The organism is Peribacillus sp. FSL M8-0224 (genome assembly GCF_038003055.1).
GTDB lineage: Bacteria > Bacillota > Bacilli > Bacillales > DSM-1321 > Peribacillus > Peribacillus frigoritolerans.
The window spans coordinates 234,968-258,200 of sequence record NZ_JBBOOJ010000001.1 but is presented as its reverse complement, the minus strand read 5'-3'; the positions used below and the strand labels follow the sequence as shown (position 1 = coordinate 258,200).

The window sequence follows — 23,233 nt, the reverse complement described above, 5'->3', positions numbered from 1 at the left end:
TACGATTCATTATTTCAACATGTACTTCATAAAGCTTTCAACATACCTTGAATCGATTTCCGGCATTTTCATTGATAGCAGTTCCATTTCCTTCTTGGTTTTTGATTGCAGGATTTCCGACTCTTTTAATTTTGTTGATTCATCTATTAACTGGGACAAAGCACTTAATGAATGAATCTCGTTAGATTGTGTCTTTTCTTTTAAAGATTGTAACCACTCTTCCAAATCCATATTGGAGTAAGATATTTCATTTTTTTCGAAGAAGGAGGTCACGAATTCACTTGAAACCCTCTGATCATTGAACATATGATAGATCCCAAGCTTCTGATTCTCTTTCAATCTTGATATTTTGTAAATAAACTCACTTACAAAATCGACTGGCATCAATTCAAAATGAATTTCCTCTTTAAATGGCAATATCCTTTGTTCAATAAATGATTCAAAAACCTTGTACAACATATCCTTCTCGTTCCAAACCCCATTTGAATTAGATGAAATCCTGCCTAATCGGAAAATATCGATTGTCAGTCCGAGTTCCCTTGCTTGAAGAAGCAATTTCTCGGCAACCCATTTGGACTGGCTGTATCCGATCATTAAATCGGGGGAATAAACCAATTCGTCTTCCTCGTCCCATTTCCTTTCTCCGGTCAAGACAGAAAGCGTTGATGCATAATAAATGTTTTTCCGATTGCATGATGAAGCAAACTTAATGACTTCCACTACACCATCCACATTCGATATTTTTGATTTGCTATACGGCTCGAAGAAATTCGTTTCTGCACCGACATGATACACATGAGAAACATCATTGCTTAATTTCTCATATGTCACATCATCCAGACCGAAATGATGTTTACTAAGGTCCCCTTCAATGACAACGATTCGACTTACGAATTCATCCTGCCAAAGACCATATTTCATTAAAGTATCTTTCAATCTATTTCTTGAAGGAAATCTAACCAAACAATAAATTTTGACATCTTCCAATTCCAGTAATAATTTGTTTAATAGATGTGCCCCCAAGAAACCTGTTCCACCTGTAATCATCATATTTTTTTCAATTTGAACTGGTTTAGCGGATATTTCCCTTATTTTCTCCATCAATTCTCGATCGAGCATGGAATCCTTCTCCATCACTGCTTCCATGCTGCCAGATGAGTCGACTTCAAGTGCTTCAACAAATTTATTCACTGTATTATTTTCCAATAAGATTTGTAAAGTGGCTTCAGGAAGTACAGTTTCCTTCATTACATAGACCAGTTTGGTAGCTAAAATGGAATGGCCTCCATGTTCAAAGAAGTTGTCGTCCAATCCTAGACTTTGATTTCCTAATACATTTCTCCAAATCTTCAATACTTCTTTTTTCTTTCCAGTTTCCTGATTGGCTAAGGAAGTTTTATTTTGCACGATCTCCATTTCCAATAATTTCTCTTTATCGACTTTGCCGTTGGCATTAAGCGGGAAATCATCCACTCTGACAAAAAAGTGGGGAATCATATATTTCGGCAATTCATTGTTCAGATAATCTTTAATATCCTTTTCAGCGTTTTCCGCTTTTTCATCTTCATGTTTGTAATAAGCGATCACATAATTTTCATCATTGATGTTTTTAACAGCAACTACTGAACTTTCAACCTTCATGTATTTATCAAGCTTGTCTTGAATTTCATTCAGTTCAATTCTAAAACCGCGAATTTTCACTTGACTGTCTTTTCGACCTTTATACAGGATCTCACCATTTTGTAACCGGACGCCATGATCACCTGTTTTATACCACTTCATCTGATTCAAATCATCCATGCTCAACGCTTGTTCCGTTAATTTCGGCTGATTTAAATAGCCTCTCATGACCCCTTGACCGCCAATGTAGATTTCGCCTATTTCCCCATCTGCTACCTCGAGTAGTCCTTCAGATAGAATCCTGATTTCTACATTGCTCAATGGTTTTCCAATGGGAATAACATCTGCATCTTTGTCTTCGACCTCATGACAAATGGCAAAAGTTGTGCATTCAGTTGGTCCATACCCATTAATCAAGGAGAAGTGACCGATTGTTTGCTTCAATCTCCTCACATGGGGAACCGAGATTTTATCTCCGCCAACCACAATTTTCTTTAATCCTTCAAAAATCATAGGATCCTCATCTACCATTGCATTGAAAAGACCTGTCGTAAAAAAAGCTACATCCACCTTTCCAATGGATATCGCTTCTTTCCAATCATCAAAAGAAGTGAACTCATTCGGCATCAAGAATAAAGTCGCTCCATTCAATAAAGCTCCCCATATCTCAAAGGTTGCGGCGTCAAAACACGGGTTGGAAAATTGAGCCACTCTATTATTTTCGTTTATTTCAAGTATTTCAGAGTTCAATACTAAATTGACTACACTTTTATGCTCTATCATTACACCTTTTGGATTTCCGGTCGTTCCTGATGTATAGATGACATATGCGAGACCATTCTCCGAGGAACGGTTCACGGGAATATGCCCGTCCCTGCTTAGTTCATTCATCTCAAATGGAATTGGTTCAATATCCAATTCTCTGAGCTTCCCTCCTTGACCATTAAACGATAAGAAGAACTTCATATCCGTATCTGCAAGCATATATTCCAATCTTTTTAATGGGTAATTTTCGTCGATTGGAACATAGCAACAGCCTGACTTTATTATGGCAAGCATCCCTATGATCAGTTCAATGGACCTTTTGCTTGGAATACCGATCATTGTTTCTTCTTGAATCCCCAGATCAATGATCCTTTTGGCAAGCTTATCTGAAAGCATGTCTAATTCTTTATAAGTAATTTGACGTTCATTTTCGCAAAGTGCCGCTTTTGATTGATTATCTTCCGCGATTTTTTTAAAAGCTTCAGTTATTGACATCAATTTATTCGTCGTCATCGATTTACTTATCATCGGGCCCCAACTTTCAAGTGATTTATTAATTTTCCAATAGGTGGCAGTGTTTCATTTTCTGTTAGTTTTAAGAATATTTCCTGCATGGAATCCATAAAAAGTAAAATTTCATTTTCGGCAAATTTACTTTCTTTATAAATGATTTTATAATGCAGCTTGGTTTGCACTACAGCCGCAGAGAACGTAAGATCAAAATTGGTCGATTCACTTCCGACTGAATTTTCGATCATGATTCGCGAATCCTCTGCCAGTTCTGTGCTCGGATAATTTTCGAATACAAATATATGTTGGAATAATTCCTTATCCCAAGGAATTTCAGCGTATCGCTTTATATCCGTAAGTGCACTGAACTCATACTCTCTCATTTGTAATTGCTTGTTTTGAATCGCAGTAAGATAGGATTGCAAATCATCTTCCCAATCGATTTTCAACGAGAATGGCAGAGTATTGATCAATAAGCCTACAGCTTTTTCAATATGCGGAATGCTGAGGTTCCTTCCTGAGCTTGTCACCCCATAGCATACTGATTCGCTCTCACTGAGGCACGATAGAACGATGCTCCAAACTCCTTGAACAACGGTATTAATCGTCTTTCTATACCGCTTGGATAATTCTATTAATCTTTCGGTAAGCTCTTCAGGCAGGCTATATTCAATAACTTTATCCGCTGTAAAAGCTGCCTTATCCGTTTTCTTACCTACTTGTGCTTTTACTTGTTCGAAATCCCTCAATTCTTCATTCCAAAAAGCTGCTTCATCCTGTTTATTCATATTCCTGACATGATTCATGACTTGCTTATAGGCAATCTTATGTTCATCACTGTCTTTTACCATATTGGATGGGTTTCGATAATTATCCAAAAAATGATTAATGACGATTTGCAGGCTCCAGCCATCCATTAAAGCATGATGATGTGTCCATATGAATTTAAAGCGATGATCCGATAGCTGGATCAAGGTGATGTTCATGAGCGGACCATTCTCTAAATCCATTTGTCTGTTTTTACTATGCTCTAAAAGATTTTCTATCTTGGATGCCGATTCGTCCTCACTAAACATCGTTAAATCCACATGATTAAACACATAATAAATGTCATTTAGTATGATTTGGTAACGGTCCCCCAATTGATTGCGCCTGAAAACGGATCTAAGAACGTCGTATTTTCTACAGGTTTCATTCCAGGCTTCTTCCAATTCGTCCAAGTCCAGATCACCTATTAAATCAATGGACAGCTGTGAAATATATTCAGGACTTTGAGTTACTTCACTATGGAATAACATCCCTTCTTGAAGTGATGTCACGGGGTAAATCTCTTCAATGTTATTAAACTTATTAATGAAATGGGTAATCGTACTTCCATCGACTATTTTCTCAGCTTGAAAATCCGTTTCCACAATGGAGTCATTCAAATCTGCGCATCCACTTAAAATATTGTTTAAGTGTACTTCAACTTCTTTACATATCATTTGGTAGTTTTCATTGTTGCTATCGCCAATTATATTCAGCATGAGTCTATTGTTTACGATGCTGGCGACAAAATTGAGCTTATATGGAAATTTATAGTTCAAATCGATATTGCTGCTATTGGTTTGTTCCATATCACCAGTGTTATTAAATTGACCTAGATAGTTGTAACTCACTAGGCTGTCTGGATAGTTATGATTCCGAGCGGAAATATACTTTAGGATTCCAAAGTCAAACCCTTTGTTTGGCACACTTCTTAATCTGTTTTTTGTATTTCTCAAGGTTGAGCCCAAAGACGGCATTCCTTTAATCCTTACTGGATAAATGGAGGTGAACCACCCTACTGTCCTTGATAGATCAATATCATCTTCAATATCCTCTCTGCCATGACCTTCTAAATCGAGCCAAAATTCATCAATTCCCATTATATTGGAAACTGAATGAGCAATAACGGATAATAAAACCTCATCAATCGTCGTTTTATGTTTTCTTAAAGTGTTTTTAATGAGGTTTTGTGTTTGGTCCTCATCCACTTGTATTTTGTACATGTTTTCAAAATCACATGTTTCTCCTAAGCTATGCGTCAGCGGAGAAACTGGAATATTCATTTCCTTTTCCCAATATTGAACGGCATCTTCCGGTAGGCCAGTGTTCTGATACTCGTTCAGTTTCTCGGACCATTGTTTATAAGAAGTCGTTTTTAAAGGCAGTGATGGTTCTTGTCCATTCTTTATCTGTTGATAGCATCTTTCGAAATGATCAAGAAGTATCCTCCACGAAACACCATCAACCACAAGGTGATGAATCACCCAAAAAATCCTTACGTCCTTTTGATTCCTGAATAGAAGGAACTTCATCATGGGGCCATTGTATATGTTTAAACTTTGTTGGGCGTTTTCTTCCAGCTCCTTAATTACTTTCAGAGTATTTTCATCTGTAAAACTGGAAACTTGATACTCATGAAAACCGCATGCCGTATCAGCATTTGAAATATTGCCAATATATGAATCACCATGTTTTTCAAATAATGTCCTTAATATGTCGTGGTGATCAATTAATTTCATGATGATTTGTTTATATTGTTCGGTCGCCAATGCATGATCCTTCATCAAAACGACTGACTGATTCCAATGATGGATATTGTCATGATTTTCATTAAAAAACCAAGATTGAATAGGCGTCAACGGTACATAACCTGATATTTTTTCTTGGACCACTTGTTTTTGTTTCAGATCATTTACAACATTCCCTAGCTCACGGACCGTTTGGTATTCAAATAAATCTTTAGGCGTTATAAATAGATCTTTTTCTTTTGCAGCCGAGCATATTTGAATGCTGATGATTGAATCACCGCCACATTCAAAGAAGTTATCTTCCGGTCCTATAGTAGGATCGTTTAATACATCTCTCCATATTGTCAGAAGCTCTGTTTCAGTTTTGGACAGCTCTTGCACATCCGGCACTTTTTTCTTCCTCTCATCCAACTGTTCCGTCCATTTCGGCAGGGATTTCCGATCAACTTTTCCATTCGGCGTCAAAGGGAATTTATCCAGTTGCATAAAATGAGCAGGAATCATGAAAGCAGGCAGTGTTTCTTTCAGTCTTCTTCTAATTGAATCCACCGAAACCTCATCATTCACCGTATAATAAGCAATTAGCCTCTTATTCTGAAATCCATCTTCCATTGCCGTTACATAACTATCTTTGATTTCTGCTAGTTTTCGTAATGAAACATTAACCTCCGATAGTTCAACTCGGTATCCTCTTATTTTCACTTGGTCGTCCTCTCTGCCTATATAAACTAATTCCCCAGCTTTATTATGCTTAACTAAATCCCCGGTTCTGTATACTTTTTCAGCAGGGTTGAATGGATTGGATATGAATCTTTCATTTGTCAGGCTCTCATTATTCAGATATCCCCTCGCTAACCCAATTCCTCCGACATAAAGTTCACCAACCGCTCCTGCCGGCACTAGTTTCCGGTTTTCATCCAGCACAAATGCAACAGTGTTAGTCAGTGGCTTCCCAATTGAAACAACGAATTCATCTGTAGCATCCTCATTCGGGGGAAACATTTTAAAACTTGTACACACCGAATATTCAGTAGGCCCGTAGCCATTGAAAAACGATATATGCTTAAACTTCGAAACGAGCTCGACTGGACATTCAGAGCCTGCAGATCCCAACACTTTAAGCGTGCTCAAATCATTGATTGGCATTTCCTTCAACACAGCAGGCGGTAAAATAATATGAGAAATTCCTTCACGCTTAATTTGTTCAACAAGTTTACTCATGTCAAATTGATTTTCTTTATCTACGCTTATATGCAGCTCGGCACCGAACAATAGTGTGCTGAAAATCTCTATGACGGATGAATCAAAATTAAACGTAGCGAATTGCAGCACTTTAGCTGATGTATCTAAACACATCATTTTATTTTGGTTATGAACTAAGTTAATGATTCCCCTATGTTCCAACATGACTCCTTTTGGCCTGCCTGTCGTTCCAGAGGTATAAATGACATATGCTAAGTCCCGCTGATCTGCAATGTGAAGATTCTCTGTCATTGACAAATCCGATTCATTTTCAATATTTTCAAAATATATTATTTTGAATGGGTCAATCAAACCATTCTTTCCGAGTTCTTTGTGACTCAAGCAATAGGAAATGGACGAATCTTCAACCATGTAGCTTAATCGTTCATTAGGATAATGAGGATCCAATGGAACATACGCAGCACCTGCTTTAATTACTGCCAACATCCCCGTCACCATATCAATTGATCGATTCACATAAATTCCGACTCTTTCTTCTTTAGAAATCCCTTTGCTTAGTAAATAGTGAGAAAGCCGATTGCTCTTATCATTCAATTCGCGATATGTAATGGTTTCGGAACCATCAACAATGGCTACCTTATCAGGAAATCGCTCGACAATTTTATGGAAGGCTTGTGGGATTGTGTCATTGATCCCCTCAAAGCGAATGGTTTCTCCCTGCCATTCTTCCAATAATAATTTCTCCTGCTTCTTACTCACGACGGATACCTTGTCAATGGATTGTTCAGGCAGATAAGTAATCTTCCTGATCCACTCCAGGAAATTTTCAGCTAATGATTGAATGGTTTGTTCATTGAAGATCCCTGAATTATACTCCAAGGCGAATAATAGCTTATCTTCATATTCTTCTGCAGCTAAACTCAAATCGAATTTTGCTGCCTTTGACTTTATTACTTCAGGCGTTATCTTTATGTATTCACTTTCCAATGCAGCTTTGGCATTATTTTGTAAAATGAAGACGGTTTGAAATAAAGAAGTGCTTGCTAAATTTCTTTCAGGGTTAATGACTTCAACGATTTTCTCCAATGTCATTTGCTGATGATCATAGATATCGATGATATGGCCTGTATTTCTTTGAAGTATCTCTTCAAATGTTTCCTCATGTCCCAGCTTTAATCTAAAGGGCAGTGTATTGACAAAATAACCTATCGATTTTTCTGTCCCTTCAATCATTCTATTCGCCAAAGGACTTCCAACGATGATATCGTTCTGACCTGTATATTTTGCTAGGAAAGACTGGTACATCGTTAGCAGTGTCATGAATAATGTCGAGTTTTTTTCCAGGGACATCCGCTTTAAACCCTGGAGCTCTTCCCTCGTTAGTTCCACTATAAAACTACTGCCATCGTTGCGATTTTCTTTTGAACGTATCTTATCTAAAGGAAGCTCCAATTTAGGTAATTCCCCAGCTAAGTTTGTTTCCCAAAATAGCGATTCTTCTTTCATGTTATTTTCCAACCAGTTTTTCTGCTCTAATGCAAAATCCTTATATTGTTTAAAGTCTTTTCCAAGGATAAGTTCCTTTTCATTCACTTCACTGTCATAAAACGATAACCATTCATCTAAAAATATACTCACTGACCATCCGTCAAAAACGAAATGGTGGAGATTCACAAATAAAACAAAATCCTTTTCACTCAATTTAACAAGTTTCACTGTCAGGAGAGGACCTTTTTCAATTTCAAAGATTTCCGATTGGACATCGTCTTCAATTTGCAGCATACGAGTCTTTTGCTGTTCGGGCTTTAACGCAGAGAGATCGATTTCATCTATTTTAATGTATAAATCTTCCATGATTTCCTGATAGCCTTTACCAGCGTTTTCACGGACGGTGGTCCTCAAAATCTCATGTCTAGTAACGACATGATTTAAGGCTTTTTCCAGCATTGAAGTATCCACTGCTCCAATCATTTTATATTTCTGAGGGATATTATAATTGGCTGTCTTACCGTTGAGTTTTTCGTTGAACCATAAGGCCTCTTGGTTACTGGATAAAACATGATTTTCTTGTTGCGCTTCTATGTGCTCCATGTCATGATCTGAAATTTCATTAATGATGAAGTCCGTCAACGAATCGATTGTTGAATTTTGAAAAATATCTTTCAAAGTTAGAATTTGATTATATTCTTTGTTTAATTTCGTCAATAATTTCATAGCTAAAATCGAGTGTCCGCCCATTTCAAAAAAATCGGCATCTTTATCGATTTGACTTGTTGATAAGACTTCCAAAAATGTCTTTTCCACGAAAGATGAAACGACCTGCGTTTCATTTCCCGGAGGTGTACTCATTTCCGGAAAGATCTTATGATTTAGCATTTTCAATGTAGGATTTTCAAACAAATCAGCTAATTTCATATTCGCATCAAGTCTTTTATTTATTTTAGACACCATTTTCATGGCTGTTATCGAATGCCCGCCCAATTGAAAGAAATCACCATTAATATCGCTGTTCAAGAAAAACTCTTGCCATATTTCTTTAAGTTCTTGATTAACCGATGTGGATGTGACCGAATGGCCATCAGCTGCTTGATCGTCTTTACTCACATTATTTTTTAGTTTTGAAAAATCAATATCCACATATATTTCATCAATTTGCTGAGCTTCAGTAATTTGATGGGCAACCTGCATGAAGGCTGATTGGATATCATATACTAGCGAACGCTGTAAGAAGCACGTATTAAAATACAATTTGCATGTTATCGTTTCTTTATTATCCTGGGCTTGTAACGATAATGGAAAGCTATGTGACTCTTTTCCGCCTTCGACCTCCCAGTTAATGCTAAAGCCTTCATCTTTCGCTTCCGGATAATTTTCATAAACAAATAAAGTTTGGAAAATCGGATCTTCCTTCTTTAATTTCGTATGCTTTTTGATATCCACTAAAGAAATTTGGGAGTAATCCAGCATATTGTTCAATGTTTCCTGGAATCGTTTCAGTAAATCGGTAACGCTGTCTGTATCGTTTATTTCAGCTATCATAGGAATCGTATTAATGAGCATCCCAACGATTTCTTCCGATTTGAATAAGTTATTCGACCTGCCAGAGCTAACGATTCCAAAGACGATTCGATTTTGATTGGACATTTCCTTTAGGACGATTGACCAAATTAACTGCAGCAATACATTAAGCGTTACATGGTTTTTAGCGGCAAACTCTCTTAAAAGCTTACTTTGTGTTTTATCCAGCTCCCAGAAGAGATCATTGTCCTGGTGGTTTTCCTTCACATGTTTCATGACGGGAAATGTGATCGTCGGCTGCTCAATATCCTTTGCAAGCTCTTTCCAAAAACGATTTAAATCTTCCGCATCTGTTTTATTCATATACCGGATAAAATCTCCATATTGCTTTGGCTTTTCAATAAGCCCTTTGGAGTCTTTTCCTACAATTCGGCTGTAAATAACAAAGAGTTCATCGATGACTATGCTGGTACTCCAGCCATCCAAAATTATATGGTGATGAGTCCAAATCAAGATAAACTGATTTTCTTCAATTTTCACTACCTGGAGTTTCATCAAATTGGAGTTATTCACATCCATCTCCTGGGATTCGGAAGTCACTCTTTGAATTTCATTTAATTGTTCATGTTCACTCAACTCTGTCAGATCGATCATTTCCGGTTGATAATCCATTGTATTGAAGACAACCTGAACATTATTTTCAATATTTTTAGAGATGACCTTCATTCTTAATGCCTCATGTCGTTCTACAACCTGACTCCACGCCTCGAACAATGCATTCACTTCAAGAGCGCCCGTTATCCTGATTCGCATTTGAGAAATGTAAAGGTTTTCTGCTGTATTGTTCATTTCCAGTTCATAAAGGATTCCTTCTTGAAGCGGAGTTAATGAGTAGATATTCTGAATAGATTTCTCCAATTTTGCGCCTCCCGATTCCATTATCTTCGTGTCATCCATACCCGCAGACCACAATCATTCTATTAAACCAGTAATCACTTTATTTGTTAGAATTCAATATATGAAACAAATCTTCCTCAGTGAGCATCGCATCCGGGAAATCACTTTCTATTAAAGAACCTTGGTCAAATTCAGTTCCCTTGATTTCAATGACAACATCACCAATAGCTTCCATTATTAGATTCATCTTTGCTTCGGCTAATTTTGAAATTATTTTTATGATTAGTTTTCCATCCTGGATAAATGACAGGAAATGCAGTTTTGGTTTATTTTCAAACTCACCAAAGTCCCTGCTATTGGATGATTCAAATTGAGAATCCAATCTTCCTAAGTAATTAAAAGTAACGTAGATATCCGGCTCCTGAATGACCCCAGGTCGTAAATACTTGATGACGCCATAATCAAAACCTTTATTTGGGATTTCCCTTATAGCATTCTTCGTGTTTTTTAAAGTATCATCAAACGTCCCATCTGAATGCAGTAATATTGGATACATCGCAGTAAACCAGCCAACGGTCCTAGTAACATCGATTGTTTCATCCACCATTTCCCTGCCATGCCCTTCTATTTCCAACCAGAAGTTCTTCACTTCAAAGGATTGTTTCAAACCCTTTGCGATTAATGACAACAATACTTCCTCCACAGTCGCTTTTGATTGCTTTGATAATTCCTGGATCAAGAATTCAGTTTCTTCCTCACTGAATGATTTCTCCATCGTTCTTTCTTCTTTAGCTATAAAGTCTTCCGCTATCTTAAAATCCGTTATTTCACTTTTTGTTTTTTGTTCCCAATAACGGAGTGTTTCAAGGTCCATCAACGATTCATTGTATTTCTTCAAGAAGTTTGACCAGTCTTTGAATGATGACGTTTTATGAGCAAGCCTTCCTGTTTGATTGTTTAATGCCTGATCATGGAGAGTATTGAAATCCTCAAGTAAAATCCTCCAGGAAACGGCATCAATCAATAAATGATGGATTACCCAAAAGAAGCGATACTTGTTCGGTTGTTCTTTTAAAACAAGCATTTTCATGATCGGTCCATTACTTATGTCCAATGAACCTTGAGCCTTACTTTCCCATTCATCTCTCACCCTTATTCGCGTTTCCTCATCCAAATGATGTATATCCTTATAGACTAACTCCCATGTTTTGTGTTCGGAGTCTATATTCCCGATATATTTATTGTCACGTTTTTCAAATAGGGTTAACAATCCATCATGATGTTCCACGATATGTGATAGGATTTTTTCAATATCCTCCATTTGAGCACAGGAATCTTTACTAAAAACAATGGACTGGTTCCAATGATTGATGAAAGCAGTGTGCTCCGCAAAGAACCATTCTTGGATGGGGGTCAGTTCCACATTCCCTCTAGTGGCTATAGGTTGAATCATGACCTTATTTTCAGTTTTCGCTATCGCTGCCAGCTCTGCTACCGTTTGATTTTCAAAAATTGATTTTGGACTGATGATTATACTTTCCTGCCTTGCTAGTGAACATATTTGAATGCTCTGAATGGAATCGCCGCCAAGTTCAAAAAAGTTATCTCGGATACTTATGTCATCCAACCCTAAGACACTTTTGAATATTTGAAGAAGCACTTTCTCAATGAACGTCTCAGGTTCTTCCAATGTATTGCTTCTGTTTACGGGTACCGGAAGAAGTGCTGAATCAATTTTCCCATTTGCATTTAACGGAAATTTGTCCACTTGCATAAAGAATGAAGGAATCATGTAACTTGGTAATCTCTCTTTTAAAAATGCTTTTAAGTGATCGTAATCAACTTGTTGCTTGGATGTGAAATAAGCGATTATTTGTTTATTTAAGTTGGGCTGATCCTGAACCTTAATGAATGAGTCACTTACTTGCGGATAAGCATTGAGGTTGACCGAAATCTCATCCACTTCGACACGGAAACCTCTGATTTTCACTTGATTATCTTTACGCCCCAGAAAAATCAACTCGCCATCGCTCGTGAATTTTGCAAGGTCACCGCTGCGATACAAACGCTTTCCAGCTTTAAAAGGATGTTGAATGAACTTTTCTTTTGTTAAAGCATCATTATTCACATATCCAACAGCTAACCCTTCACCACCAATATATATTTCCCCTGCAGCACCGATTGGTACGAGTCTTTGCTCAGGATTTAATAAATAGACGTCAGTATTCAGGATGGGTTTGCCTATCGAAACTTTATTATTGGTAGTCTCATTGTTTTCATACGCTTTAAACATTTCAATCGTGGTCCATACTGAATATTCCGTTGGACCGTAGGCATTATAAAAATTTATATTTTGATAGCGATCCAGCAAGGCTATTGGACATTCAGACCCGGCTGAACCGACGAATTTCACATGGGATCCCTCTATATTGAGCTCTTGTAATACTGCGGGCGGCAATACTAGATGCGTTAACTTTTCACTTTTGATTTGATTTTCCAATGCGAGTAAATCAAACATTTCCTCCTTATTATTCCCGATATGCAGCTCTGCACCATTTAATAAGCTTCCAAAAATCTCATATATAGAAGCGTCAAAATTAAAAGTGGCAAATTGTAATACCTTTGAGGTCTCATCAAGTTGTAAGTACTTGTTTTGACTTATTATTAAATTCACTACGCCTCTATGGGATAACATGACACCTTTAGGTTTTCCTGTCGTTCCCGAAGTATAGATTATGTAAGCCAGATCGGAAGGTGCAATAGATTCGTTACAGCACTCGGTAGCCATGTAATGTACGGATTCAAGATCAATCAGCGTAGCTATTTTTTTAATGGCAGGAGCCTCAACTTGATTCGTAATGCATATATCCATTTTCGAATCATTGACGATATAGTCCAATCTTTCAGCTGGCAGCATAGGATCAAGCGGAACGTATGCACACCCGGCTTTAATGACTCCCAACATGCCGATTACCATATCAATCGACCTGTTTACATGCAGGCCTACCTTATTAGAACCGTTTTCGGTTTGATTTCTGACCAATTTCGCTATCACATTCGATCTTTGATCTAATTCCGAATAAGTAATGGCCTGACCATTATCAGCAATGGCTAATTTGTTTGAATGCTTCTTGACGATTCTTTTGAATATGGAGGTGATCGTCTCATTTTGATGTGCATCCGAAACCTCACCTTGCCACTCAAATAACAAATGATTCATTTGATTGTCATCTAAATACTCCAAATGACAGATAGGTATATCCGCATTTCTGCAAATTTGGAATAACCATTTTTCGAAACTCAGCATGAGTCTTTCAATTGTTTCCCGTCTGAAAAGTTCATCGGAATACTCGAATTCCAGGATTAAGTCATGTGAACCCTTCACCTTTATAGTCAGGTCATAATTTGAATAAGGAATTTCGAATTTGTCTTGTTCAAGAGTGAAGAATGCGTTGCTAAAGTTCCCATCAAAGCTTTCTTCCATTGCCAAAGCTGTTTGGAACAATGGGGAATGACTGAGATCCCTGTCTGGATTAATGATTTCAACGATTTTTTCAAATGGAAAAGCCTGATGTTCCAATACATCCAAAATCCCTTTACGATTCCGGTTCAATATTTCATGAAATGATTCTGATGGATCAACGGTCAGCTTCAATGGCAGCGTATTGACAAAGCATCCAACTGTCCGGGCAAATTCTTCTTGGCCACGGTTTGCCACGGTACTCCCGACAATGATTTGATCCTTCCCGGTATACCGACTTAAAAACACTTGATAGGCGGTCATCATAAAAGCATATAAAGTCGTACCATTCTCCTTTAAAACCCTGTCAATCCATGCACGAAGTTCATTCGTTATGGCCATTTCCAGTCTTTCGCCTGAGTAAGAAGGTGATTTTGGACGTTGAAAGTCAAATGGAAGTTCTAATGCTTCTTCCTCTTGATCTAAATAACTTTCCCAAAACCTCCTTTGGCTTGGCGTACTTTCCTTGACCCACTCCTTATGCCAGACAGCATAATCTAAATATTGCATGTCCAGAGGGGGAATATCCCCAACCCTGCCTGTTTGAATTCCTTCATAAACCTCCAATAACTCTTCGAAAAAGGTGACAAACGATACTCCATCAAAAATGATATGGTGAAAATTGCATACCAAATAATGTTTTTCTTCATCAACTCGAAATAGTTTCATATTAAATAAATGATCATTTTCCAGGTCGAAGCATCTTTCCATTTCTTCAGTAAGATGGGAGGTGACCATTATATCGCTGACTTCGGGATCTAATCCCCGGCAGTCTTCATAGGCAATCATGTTTCGGCTTTTTTTTGATAAGAATTGAAGGATTTGATGTTCTTCTCCTTTGAAATTAGTTCGCAAAGTTTCATGGCGTTCAATCATGAAATCTAATGCCTGTTGCAGGTCATCAATGTCCACAACGCCATTTAAAATGAATTTAAATGGCATATTATAGAGCATTTTCCTTTCATCCAGGCTGTCGAACAGATACATTCTATCTTGATTATGAGAAAGCATTCCTTCACTTTTCCCACGTTTATAAGGCTTATTTACCTCGTCTTCCCTCATGTAGAGGAGCATGTCCAGAAAACTTGCCAGTTTTTCTATATTCCATTGACTTGAAATGATTTCCGGTGTTAATTGAATACCAAACTCCTGTTTTATCGAAGACAAAAACTCATCTTTTTTTTCATTTGTGCTTAGTGATTCATTCATGTCCTCTACTAGTGATAGTTTAAAAGGTTCAATAACAATTGAAATCAAGTTTAATAGCCTATCTTCCGTTTCACTGATCATCCTGTTCATAGAAAAACACCTCAATTCTTTTCCATTCAACTTAACTTATGCATATCGTCCAATTGTTTGATGAGTACTGATAGTTCCTTGATGGTGGATTGTTCGAACATCACTTTGATTGGTAATCTCACTCCCAGGTTATTCTTCACCATTTGAATAAATTGCATCGCTAAAAGGGAATTCCCCCCTAAGTCAAAGAAGTTGGAATCTGTATCTATTGTCTCTTGTTCTAAAATTTCTTTCCAAAATCCAATAAGTTTTTCCTCAATTAACCTTTCCTTCACCGCAATTGTTGTCTCCATATATTTCCCCTCATTTCACTTTTGATTTTTCCAGCATTTCACTTAAGATTTGATTAAATATAGAAAGTACGGATGACCTTAACTTTGGATTGACCGCTGCCTCATTAAATTTAATTTGAACACTTGAACCAGGGGTGATGATGATGACGATTGGATAATGGGTCGTTTCCCGTCCTTCTTTCAAACTAACATTGATTTCATCAATATTAGCTAGTTTCATCGGATAGTTTTCAAAAGCATATAATGATTCAAATAGTTGGTTTTCCAAATTAGCCCACTCATAAATCTCTGATAAAGGTGTATTCTCATAGGCACTTAATTCCAAAAATTCATTTTGAACCTCATCCAGTATTTCCATGTAGGTCTTTTCATGGCTGATATGCTTGATGAACGGCACAGTGTTGATAAATGGACCAACCATTGCCTCAATATTTTGGATAGGAATATTCCTGCCGGATGTCACTACGCCGCAGCATACATATTCCGTACCTTTTATTTCTTTCAAAGTGGCTAGCCAAATGGTTAGAAAGAAAGTATTCATGGTAATCTTGTATTCCTGACAGAATCGTTGAATGGAATCACTTAATTCTTCATCCAATACTTTCAAGTAGCTATTCTCAATGTACCCCTCGCCTTCTTGCACTCCCATTAAACTGGATCCGGAATTTCGGGCACCTTCCAACTTTCCTGCCCAATAGTCCCGCAGTTCCTTATTACTTGTATAATCTTTCATATATTCAACATACTTTTTAAATGAAGGACTCACGGATGATGATGGTGTTATTGAATGATAAGCAGCAAAAATGTCATTAATCACCATCGAGTAACTCCAGCCATCCATAATAATATGATGGAATGTCCATATTAATTGGTATTGATTTTCCGCAAGCTTAACGATCATGAAGCGATTCAGCTTATTATTCTCGATATCTATGATCTTATATTGATCAGCTAACAACTTTTCAAACTTCTCTTGATGATCGATCATTTCTTCATATTCAATCTCGGTATCCATGGAACTCATTAACAGTTGGTAGAATACCCCTTTTCTGCTTGAATACAATTTGGTTTTTAAAATGTCATGTTTCCCTGCAGTTGTCACAATGGCATTGGTTAATTTTTCGACGTCCAGAAAACCTTTAATATCAAAAATGAGCTGCACTTTATACTGGCTGCTTTCACTATCAAACAAGCTATGGTACAACATCCCTTTTTGCAAAGCCGTCAATTCATAAATATCAACAATTCTTGTTTCTTTGTGCAAGAGTTGGTTAAATTCCTCTTCAGGCATATCCACCAATGGAAAGTCTTCCGGACGGTACATCTGTTTTCCCCTTGTTTCTTCTTCCAATGTCCGTAACAATTCCTGCATATTGTGTTGCATATATTGCTCAAAATCTTCTCTTACGAAATGTCTGTTATAGTTTATTTTTATGGTTTGCTCCTCATTCACTACAAGCAATTCGATATCGACTTCATGTTCGGTATAGGAATTATGTTGAATATCTTGTTCACTAAAAAAGGTGACGTCTTTTGCAGCCCATTCATTGTTTTGATGAAATCTACCTAGATTATTGAAACTGATGATCGGCCTATTTTGTTTCATATGTGTCTCGCCGCATAATTCGGTTATGATCCCATACTCAATCCCTTTATTAGGCAGGGACCTTAATTTTTTCTTTGTACCTTGAATCGTGTTCGAAATCGATTCTTTATTTTCTATATAAACCGGGCACATGGTCGTAAACCAGCCTACTGTCCTGGACAGATCGACACCTGCAAATAACTCTTCGCGACCATGTCCCTCCAAAGTAAAATGAATATCTTTTTTATTAAAATATTTCCCGATTAGCGCTGCGAAAATGGATAAGTATATTTCATCGATAGATGCTTTATACGTTTTTGTCATATCATTATAGATTTTGTTTGTAATCTCTTTATTCAGTTTCATTTCAAATGATTTTCCATCGTAAACATTTCCTGTTTTGACCAGGGCGTTTTCATATACCGTTTCATGTTCATTCAGCCAGTACTCTTTAATGCCTAAAGGAATGCTATTTTTATATTCATTGAGATTATTCGCCCATTCCTTATATGATGTCGTTTTATTATCCAGTTTTAGTTCCTGATTGTTTATATCTTGAATATATAGCCGGTCAAAATCTTCGATCAAGATTCTCCAGGAAACCCCATCAACAAGTAAATGATGAATGATCCAAATGATTACATGCTCGTTTTGCCCAGTATTGATGCATACTATTTTCATTAGTGGTCCGTTTGAAATGTTGATGCCCTGTTGTGCACCGATCCCGAGTCTAGCTATTTCCCGTTCCTGTTGGTCCTTATTCAGGTTTGATAGATTTACGTAATTCAAAGTCCAATTTTCAGACGGGCCGATTTGCTTTTCCACCTGCGAAAATGATTCTTCTCTATTGAACCTTGATCTGAGCCCATCATGATGTCTGACGATATGGGCCATGATTCTTTGCAGCCCTTTCTCATTCAATTGCGGGTAGCCCTTTAACGTTACAGATTGATTCCAATGATTAAAATTATTTATTTGTTGAGTGAAAAACCAACTTTGAATAGGTGTAAATGGTGCCTTTCCAAAAACATCAGACTGATTTATCGTTACATCGCCCGTCAATTCCACAACCTTTGCCAGCTCTTCGATACTTTGTTTTTCAAAGATGTTTTTTGATGTGATGAGAAGATTTTCTTTCTTGGCAAGTGAACAAATTTGAATGCTTAGGATGGAATCTCCCCCACATTCGAAAAAGTTATCAAAGATGGTTATTTCCTGATTATTCAGCACCTCTTTCCATATCTTTAACAATTTTTGTTCCGTTCCATTCATGACACTTTTACTGTTAGTTCCTTCCGGGTTCGTTTTTGTATCCGGCAAGCTCTTCGCATCCACTTTGCCGTTAACGGTTAGCGGAAAGGACTCCATTTTAATGAAATAAGAAGGAATCATATAATGGGGAAGATGATTCTTCATATAATCCCGAATATAATTTTCTTCAAGGACATTGTCGGAGATATAATAGGCCATGATGAATTTCTTCGATTTAGATTCATCTTTTATCGCTATAAAGCAATCCTTTATACCAGGGCATTTATTTAAAACTGCACTGACCTCCCCAAGTTCGATACGATATCCGCGTATTTTCACTTGGTCATCAGCCCTGCCTGCAAAGAGTAGATTTCCATCTTCGGCATACTTAACCAAATCTCCAGTTTTATATAGTTTCCTTGAGGGATTGAACGGATTTTGAATGAAACTTTCATCGTTTTTCCCCGGATTATTTATATATCCCCTTGCAATGCCTTTCCCGCCGATATACAGCTCGCCTATTTGACCTTTAGGAACAGGCTTCATCCTGGAATTGAACACGTATGCTTCTGCATTTAATATTGGCTTTCCGATTGGAATCACTGTATCATCACTTGGAAGTACCTTATATGCTGTCGCAACGACCGTGCCCTCCGTTGGACCATAATTATTATATAAATCAAAGCTCAAACGCTCGGGTATCGTTTTTAAACGATCTCCCCCTGTCAAAATAGCTCTGATTGATTCTGGAAATTTCATATCGTTAATAAATAATTGCTCGAGCAGCCCAGTTGAAAAAAACGCGAGTGTTACCTTCTCCTTTTCCATCTTCTCCGAAAGGATCTCTACATCCAATAAATCATAGTAATCCAGTATCAGGAGTTTATTCCCATTCGTCAGATAAGGGAATATCTCCCAAACGGAAGCGTCAAAAGATGTATTCGAAACCAGTACTGCTGCATCCTTTCCATCTACTGAATAATAATTGATATGCCAATTACAGAGGTTGGCCAACCCTCCATGTTCAATCATGACCCCTTTAGGTTTTCCCGTTGTTCCTGAAGTGTAGATGATATAGGCAAGATCACTTTCCGATATCTTTCTTGAATGGAATTCTGAGCACTCCATTTCCCGTTCTTTTAGTATGTCTTCGATACATAATAGTTTTCCTTCTTCACCGGGATACTTTGGAAGTCCTTCTTCATTACTTAAGCAATATGTGATTTGAGAATCCTCAATCATATGTTTCAGCCGTGACTCTGGCTGTGACGGGTCCAAAGGCACATATGCCGCCCCAACTTTCATAATGGCTAAAATGGCCGTAACCATATTGATCGATCGATCCATAAAAATCCCAATTCTATCCTCTACACCTACATGATTTAGGAATAAGCGTTGTGCCACTTGATTTGCCCGGGCATTTAACTCGCTATACGTCACCTGATCATCACCATGAACAATGGCAACATCATTGAAATTTGTACTCACTTTATTCTCAAACCTGGTTATTACATCTTCAAAACGATGATCTTCCACTTCTTGAGTTACATTGCCTGTCCCCATTTCGATTAATGATCGCAACTGTGCAGGCTCTAAGTAGGTAATGTCCTTTATTCGCTTGCTTGCCTTGGTTGTAATCTCTAACAGCCAATGCTGAAAATTACTAGCCATTCTTTGAATCGTCGTTTTATTAAATAATGAGTTGTTGAATTCAAATGAAATGACTAATTCATCCTCATCCATTTCTTCTGCCTGAACAACCAAATCAAATTTAGCTTTAAAGGTATTGATTTTTCTCGGTTTTAACTTGAAATTCCTATATGCCAGCTTTTCTTTTTGGTTATTTTGCAGGACAAATACTGTATCGAACAATAGCGTATTTTCCATGGTTCTTTCTGCCGATAAATATTTCAAAATCTCCTTAGTAGGTAAATTTTGATGGTCAAAAACACCTGCAATTTTTTTTATGTTTTTTCGCAAAATCCCTTCAAATGAATCTTCCTGGGATACATGTAATTTAAAGGGCAAGGTGTTGACGAAATATCCTATCAATTGTTCAGTATCCACATGGTTTCTCTTCGCCAAAGGGCTGCCGACGACAACTTGCTCTTCATCAAAGTAAACCGATAAAAAGGTTTGATAGGCGGTAAGTAAACTCATGAACAAAGTCGATTTCGTTTTTTTATGAAGGCTTTCCAGGTTGTCTTTAATTTCTTTAGGTAACAAAAAGCTGATAATATCGGACGCGCTTTTACCTTCTCCGGTTTTTTGATGATCATATTGTAAAAAAGACTTTTGCCGTAATGCCGTTATTTCATTGCTCCAGAACTCATTATCCTTACCTGTTACATAATTTGGTGAGTTTTTTTGCCATAAAGCATAATCTCCATATTGGATTGCTTGGTTATCTCTATCATTTCGGTCGCCATTCTCGATTTCCTCATAAATGGAAAACCAATCATTGATCATTATTGGAATCGACCAACCATCAAAAATAATATGGTGGATGTTACATAATAATTGATATTCACTTTCATTCTTCTTCACTAACGTAATTGATAGGAGGGGACCATTTCCTAAATCAAATTGCCGTTCCGCTTCTTCCTTCACGAAGTAATTCACTTTTTCTTCCTGCATGTCTAAAGGAAGATCCGAAACATCGAAATAATTAATAACATGATGAATCGACTCATCGAAAACCAAGATGCCCATTCCAGCTTCTTCCCTAATGACACTTTTTAAAATTTGATGTTTATTGCTTAGCTTATTTAACGATAATCCCAGGTTTCCTTCATTCACTTCACCTGCTATTTCATACGAAAAAACGATGTTATATAATGATTTGTCCACATTGGTTTGATGAATGAACCACAAATTTTCTTGCTCATATGTTAAAGGGTATGTATTTCTGACATTGATATGGATAGGTGTATAATCTTGCTTTACCTCTTCTTTTTGACGAGCTTCTATGACTTCGGATAATTTCATAATCGTATCGTTTTCCAATAAAACGGAAGGAGCAATTTCAATCTGAAATTGATTTTTAATATTGACAATCAATCTCATTATCGATAATGAGTTCATTCCACTTTCAAGTAGCGACTGATTATTTTTTATAACCCCATTGCCTATGATACTAACAACCAATTCCCTTACTTTTTCACTTATAGTTTCATCTGCTGGACTCTTGATATTCGGTGTAGCTTCACAGTCTTTTATTATGAATTTTGGTAATAATGATTTATCCAGTTTTCCATTTACAGTTAGGGGGATGTTGTCCACCTTGATAAAAAAGCTTGGTATCATATACGCTGGCAATGAGCTTTTTACACTTTCCCTCAAATAATCAGCAGCTAATTCTTCATCAGCAACATAGTATAAAAATAAATGCATATCATCGTTAAACGCTTGATCCATCGTAACAACTGCATTCTTGATGTTTTGCAATTCATTATACGCGCTCTCAATTTCCCCTAATTCAATCCTGAAACCTCTTAGCTGCACTTGCTCATCATTCCTGGAGATATATTGCAGATCACCATCATCCAACAGTTTCACTACATCCCCTGACTTATAGTAGCGGACATTATCAATATCCGTAAATTTCATCTCATTCATCATCGGATTTTTATAGTAGCCAAGCGATACACCTTTTCCTGAAACGTATAACTCGCCCTCTTCATCTCCAGTTACTTCTTGTCCATTTTGATTCATCACTTTGAATCCAAGATGAGGCAGGACTTTTCCGATATTGGTCATTCCTTTTTCCACATCACTATTGGCGATTTCTTTGTATGTTACATGAACGGTAGTTTCTGTTATTCCATACATATTTATTAGCTTTGGCAGCCTGCCATTTTCGGGAGAAAACCACTGCGTCAATTTCTTGAAGTTTAATGCTTCCCCTCCAAAAATAATGTATTTTAAACTTAAATCATTTTGACGATTTAGGAGCTCACCACTCACTTCGAAGAAAGCGCTTGGCGTACAATTAAAAACGGTTGTTTGTGTATTTATCAATAATTCAACAAAGGATATTGGATTTCTGCTTTCTTCAAATGAAACCACTACAACTTCTCCGCCATATATCCAAGCCCCCCACATCTCCCAGACGGAGAAATCAAATGCGTAGGAATGGAAAAATGTCCATTTATCTTTATTAGTAAATTCGAACAAATCGTCGCAGCCATAAAATAAGTTCATGACATTTTCATGTGAAACGCAAACTCCTTTAGGTTTTCCTGTAGAGCCCGATGTGAAAATGATATAGGCTGGATCCTCTGGGTCAATTAAAGTATGTAGATTCTCACCTGTCATTTCTTTTGAATTCTCTATCACTTCATCAATGGATACATAATTACAATCAATGTCGCTAATCCGGCTTTTATCCCCAATTAATAACTTCAATTCTGAATTCTTTATTATATGCTTTACTCTTTCATCAGGACTTTTAGGGTCGATAGGTACATAAGTAACACCCGATTTAAGCAGGGCTATGATCAAAAATAAAACATGCTCGGATTTTTCAATATAGATTCCGACGTTGTCTCCTTTATTTATCCCTTTGTCCTTTATGTACATTGCCATTTTATTTGCCAAGATATTAGTTTCTTTATATGTAAATTGCATATCCTTATTTCTTACTGCAATATTGTCTCCATATTTCCTGACACTTTCTTCAAATAAATTCGCTAAAGAATTCATATTCATCATTTTC

5 protein-coding genes are annotated in these 23,233 nt (G+C 37.1%); all 5 read right to left on the bottom strand.

Features of this window, described 5'->3' with window-relative positions; translation table 11 throughout:
- Window positions 1–9: 9 nt before the first annotated feature.
- The gene (locus MKX49_RS01150; protein ID WP_340874332.1) at window positions 10–2,913 is read right to left on the bottom strand and encodes a non-ribosomal peptide synthetase; all 2,904 of its coding nucleotides are present in this window, start codon (window positions 2,911–2,913) and stop codon (window positions 10–12) included.
- A complete protein-coding gene (locus tag MKX49_RS01145; RefSeq protein ID WP_340874331.1) occupies window positions 2,910–10,589 on the bottom strand; it encodes an amino acid adenylation domain-containing protein in 7,680 nt (2,559 codons plus the stop codon). Before MKX49_RS01145 ends, MKX49_RS01150 begins: the two co-directional genes overlap by 4 nt.
- Window positions 10,590–10,668: 79 nt before the next feature.
- Window positions 10,669–15,387, bottom strand: a complete 4,719-nt coding sequence (locus tag MKX49_RS01140) for an amino acid adenylation domain-containing protein (RefSeq protein ID WP_340874329.1) — start codon at window positions 15,385–15,387, stop codon at window positions 10,669–10,671.
- A 26-nt stretch (window positions 15,388–15,413) separates the two neighbouring features.
- On the bottom strand, window positions 15,414–15,680 hold the full coding sequence (locus tag MKX49_RS01135; protein WP_053533736.1) for a phosphopantetheine-binding protein: 267 nt from the start codon (window positions 15,678–15,680) through the stop codon (window positions 15,414–15,416).
- 10 nt (window positions 15,681–15,690) lie between these two features.
- Window positions 15,691–23,226: an amino acid adenylation domain-containing protein gene (locus MKX49_RS01130; RefSeq protein WP_340874326.1), complete on the bottom strand. Its 7,536-nt coding sequence runs from the start codon at window positions 23,224–23,226 to the stop codon at window positions 15,691–15,693.
- Between the last annotated feature and the right edge of the window lie 7 nt (window positions 23,227–23,233).

What these genes read in the sequence shown, in the direction of transcription:
- MKX49_RS01150 (WP_340874332.1), bottom strand. Translation starts at nt 2,913, where the DNA reads ATGATAAGTAAATCGATGACGACGAATAAATTGATGTCAATAACTGAA.
- MKX49_RS01140 (WP_340874329.1), bottom strand. Translation starts at nt 15,387, where the DNA reads ATGAACAGGATGATCAGTGAAACGGAAGATAGGCTATTAAACTTGATT.
- MKX49_RS01135 (WP_053533736.1), bottom strand. Translation starts at nt 15,680, where the DNA reads ATGGAGACAACAATTGCGGTGAAGGAAAGGTTAATTGAGGAAAAACTT.
- MKX49_RS01130 (WP_340874326.1), bottom strand. Translation starts at nt 23,226, where the DNA reads ATGAATATGAATTCTTTAGCGAATTTATTTGAAGAAAGTGTCAGGAAA.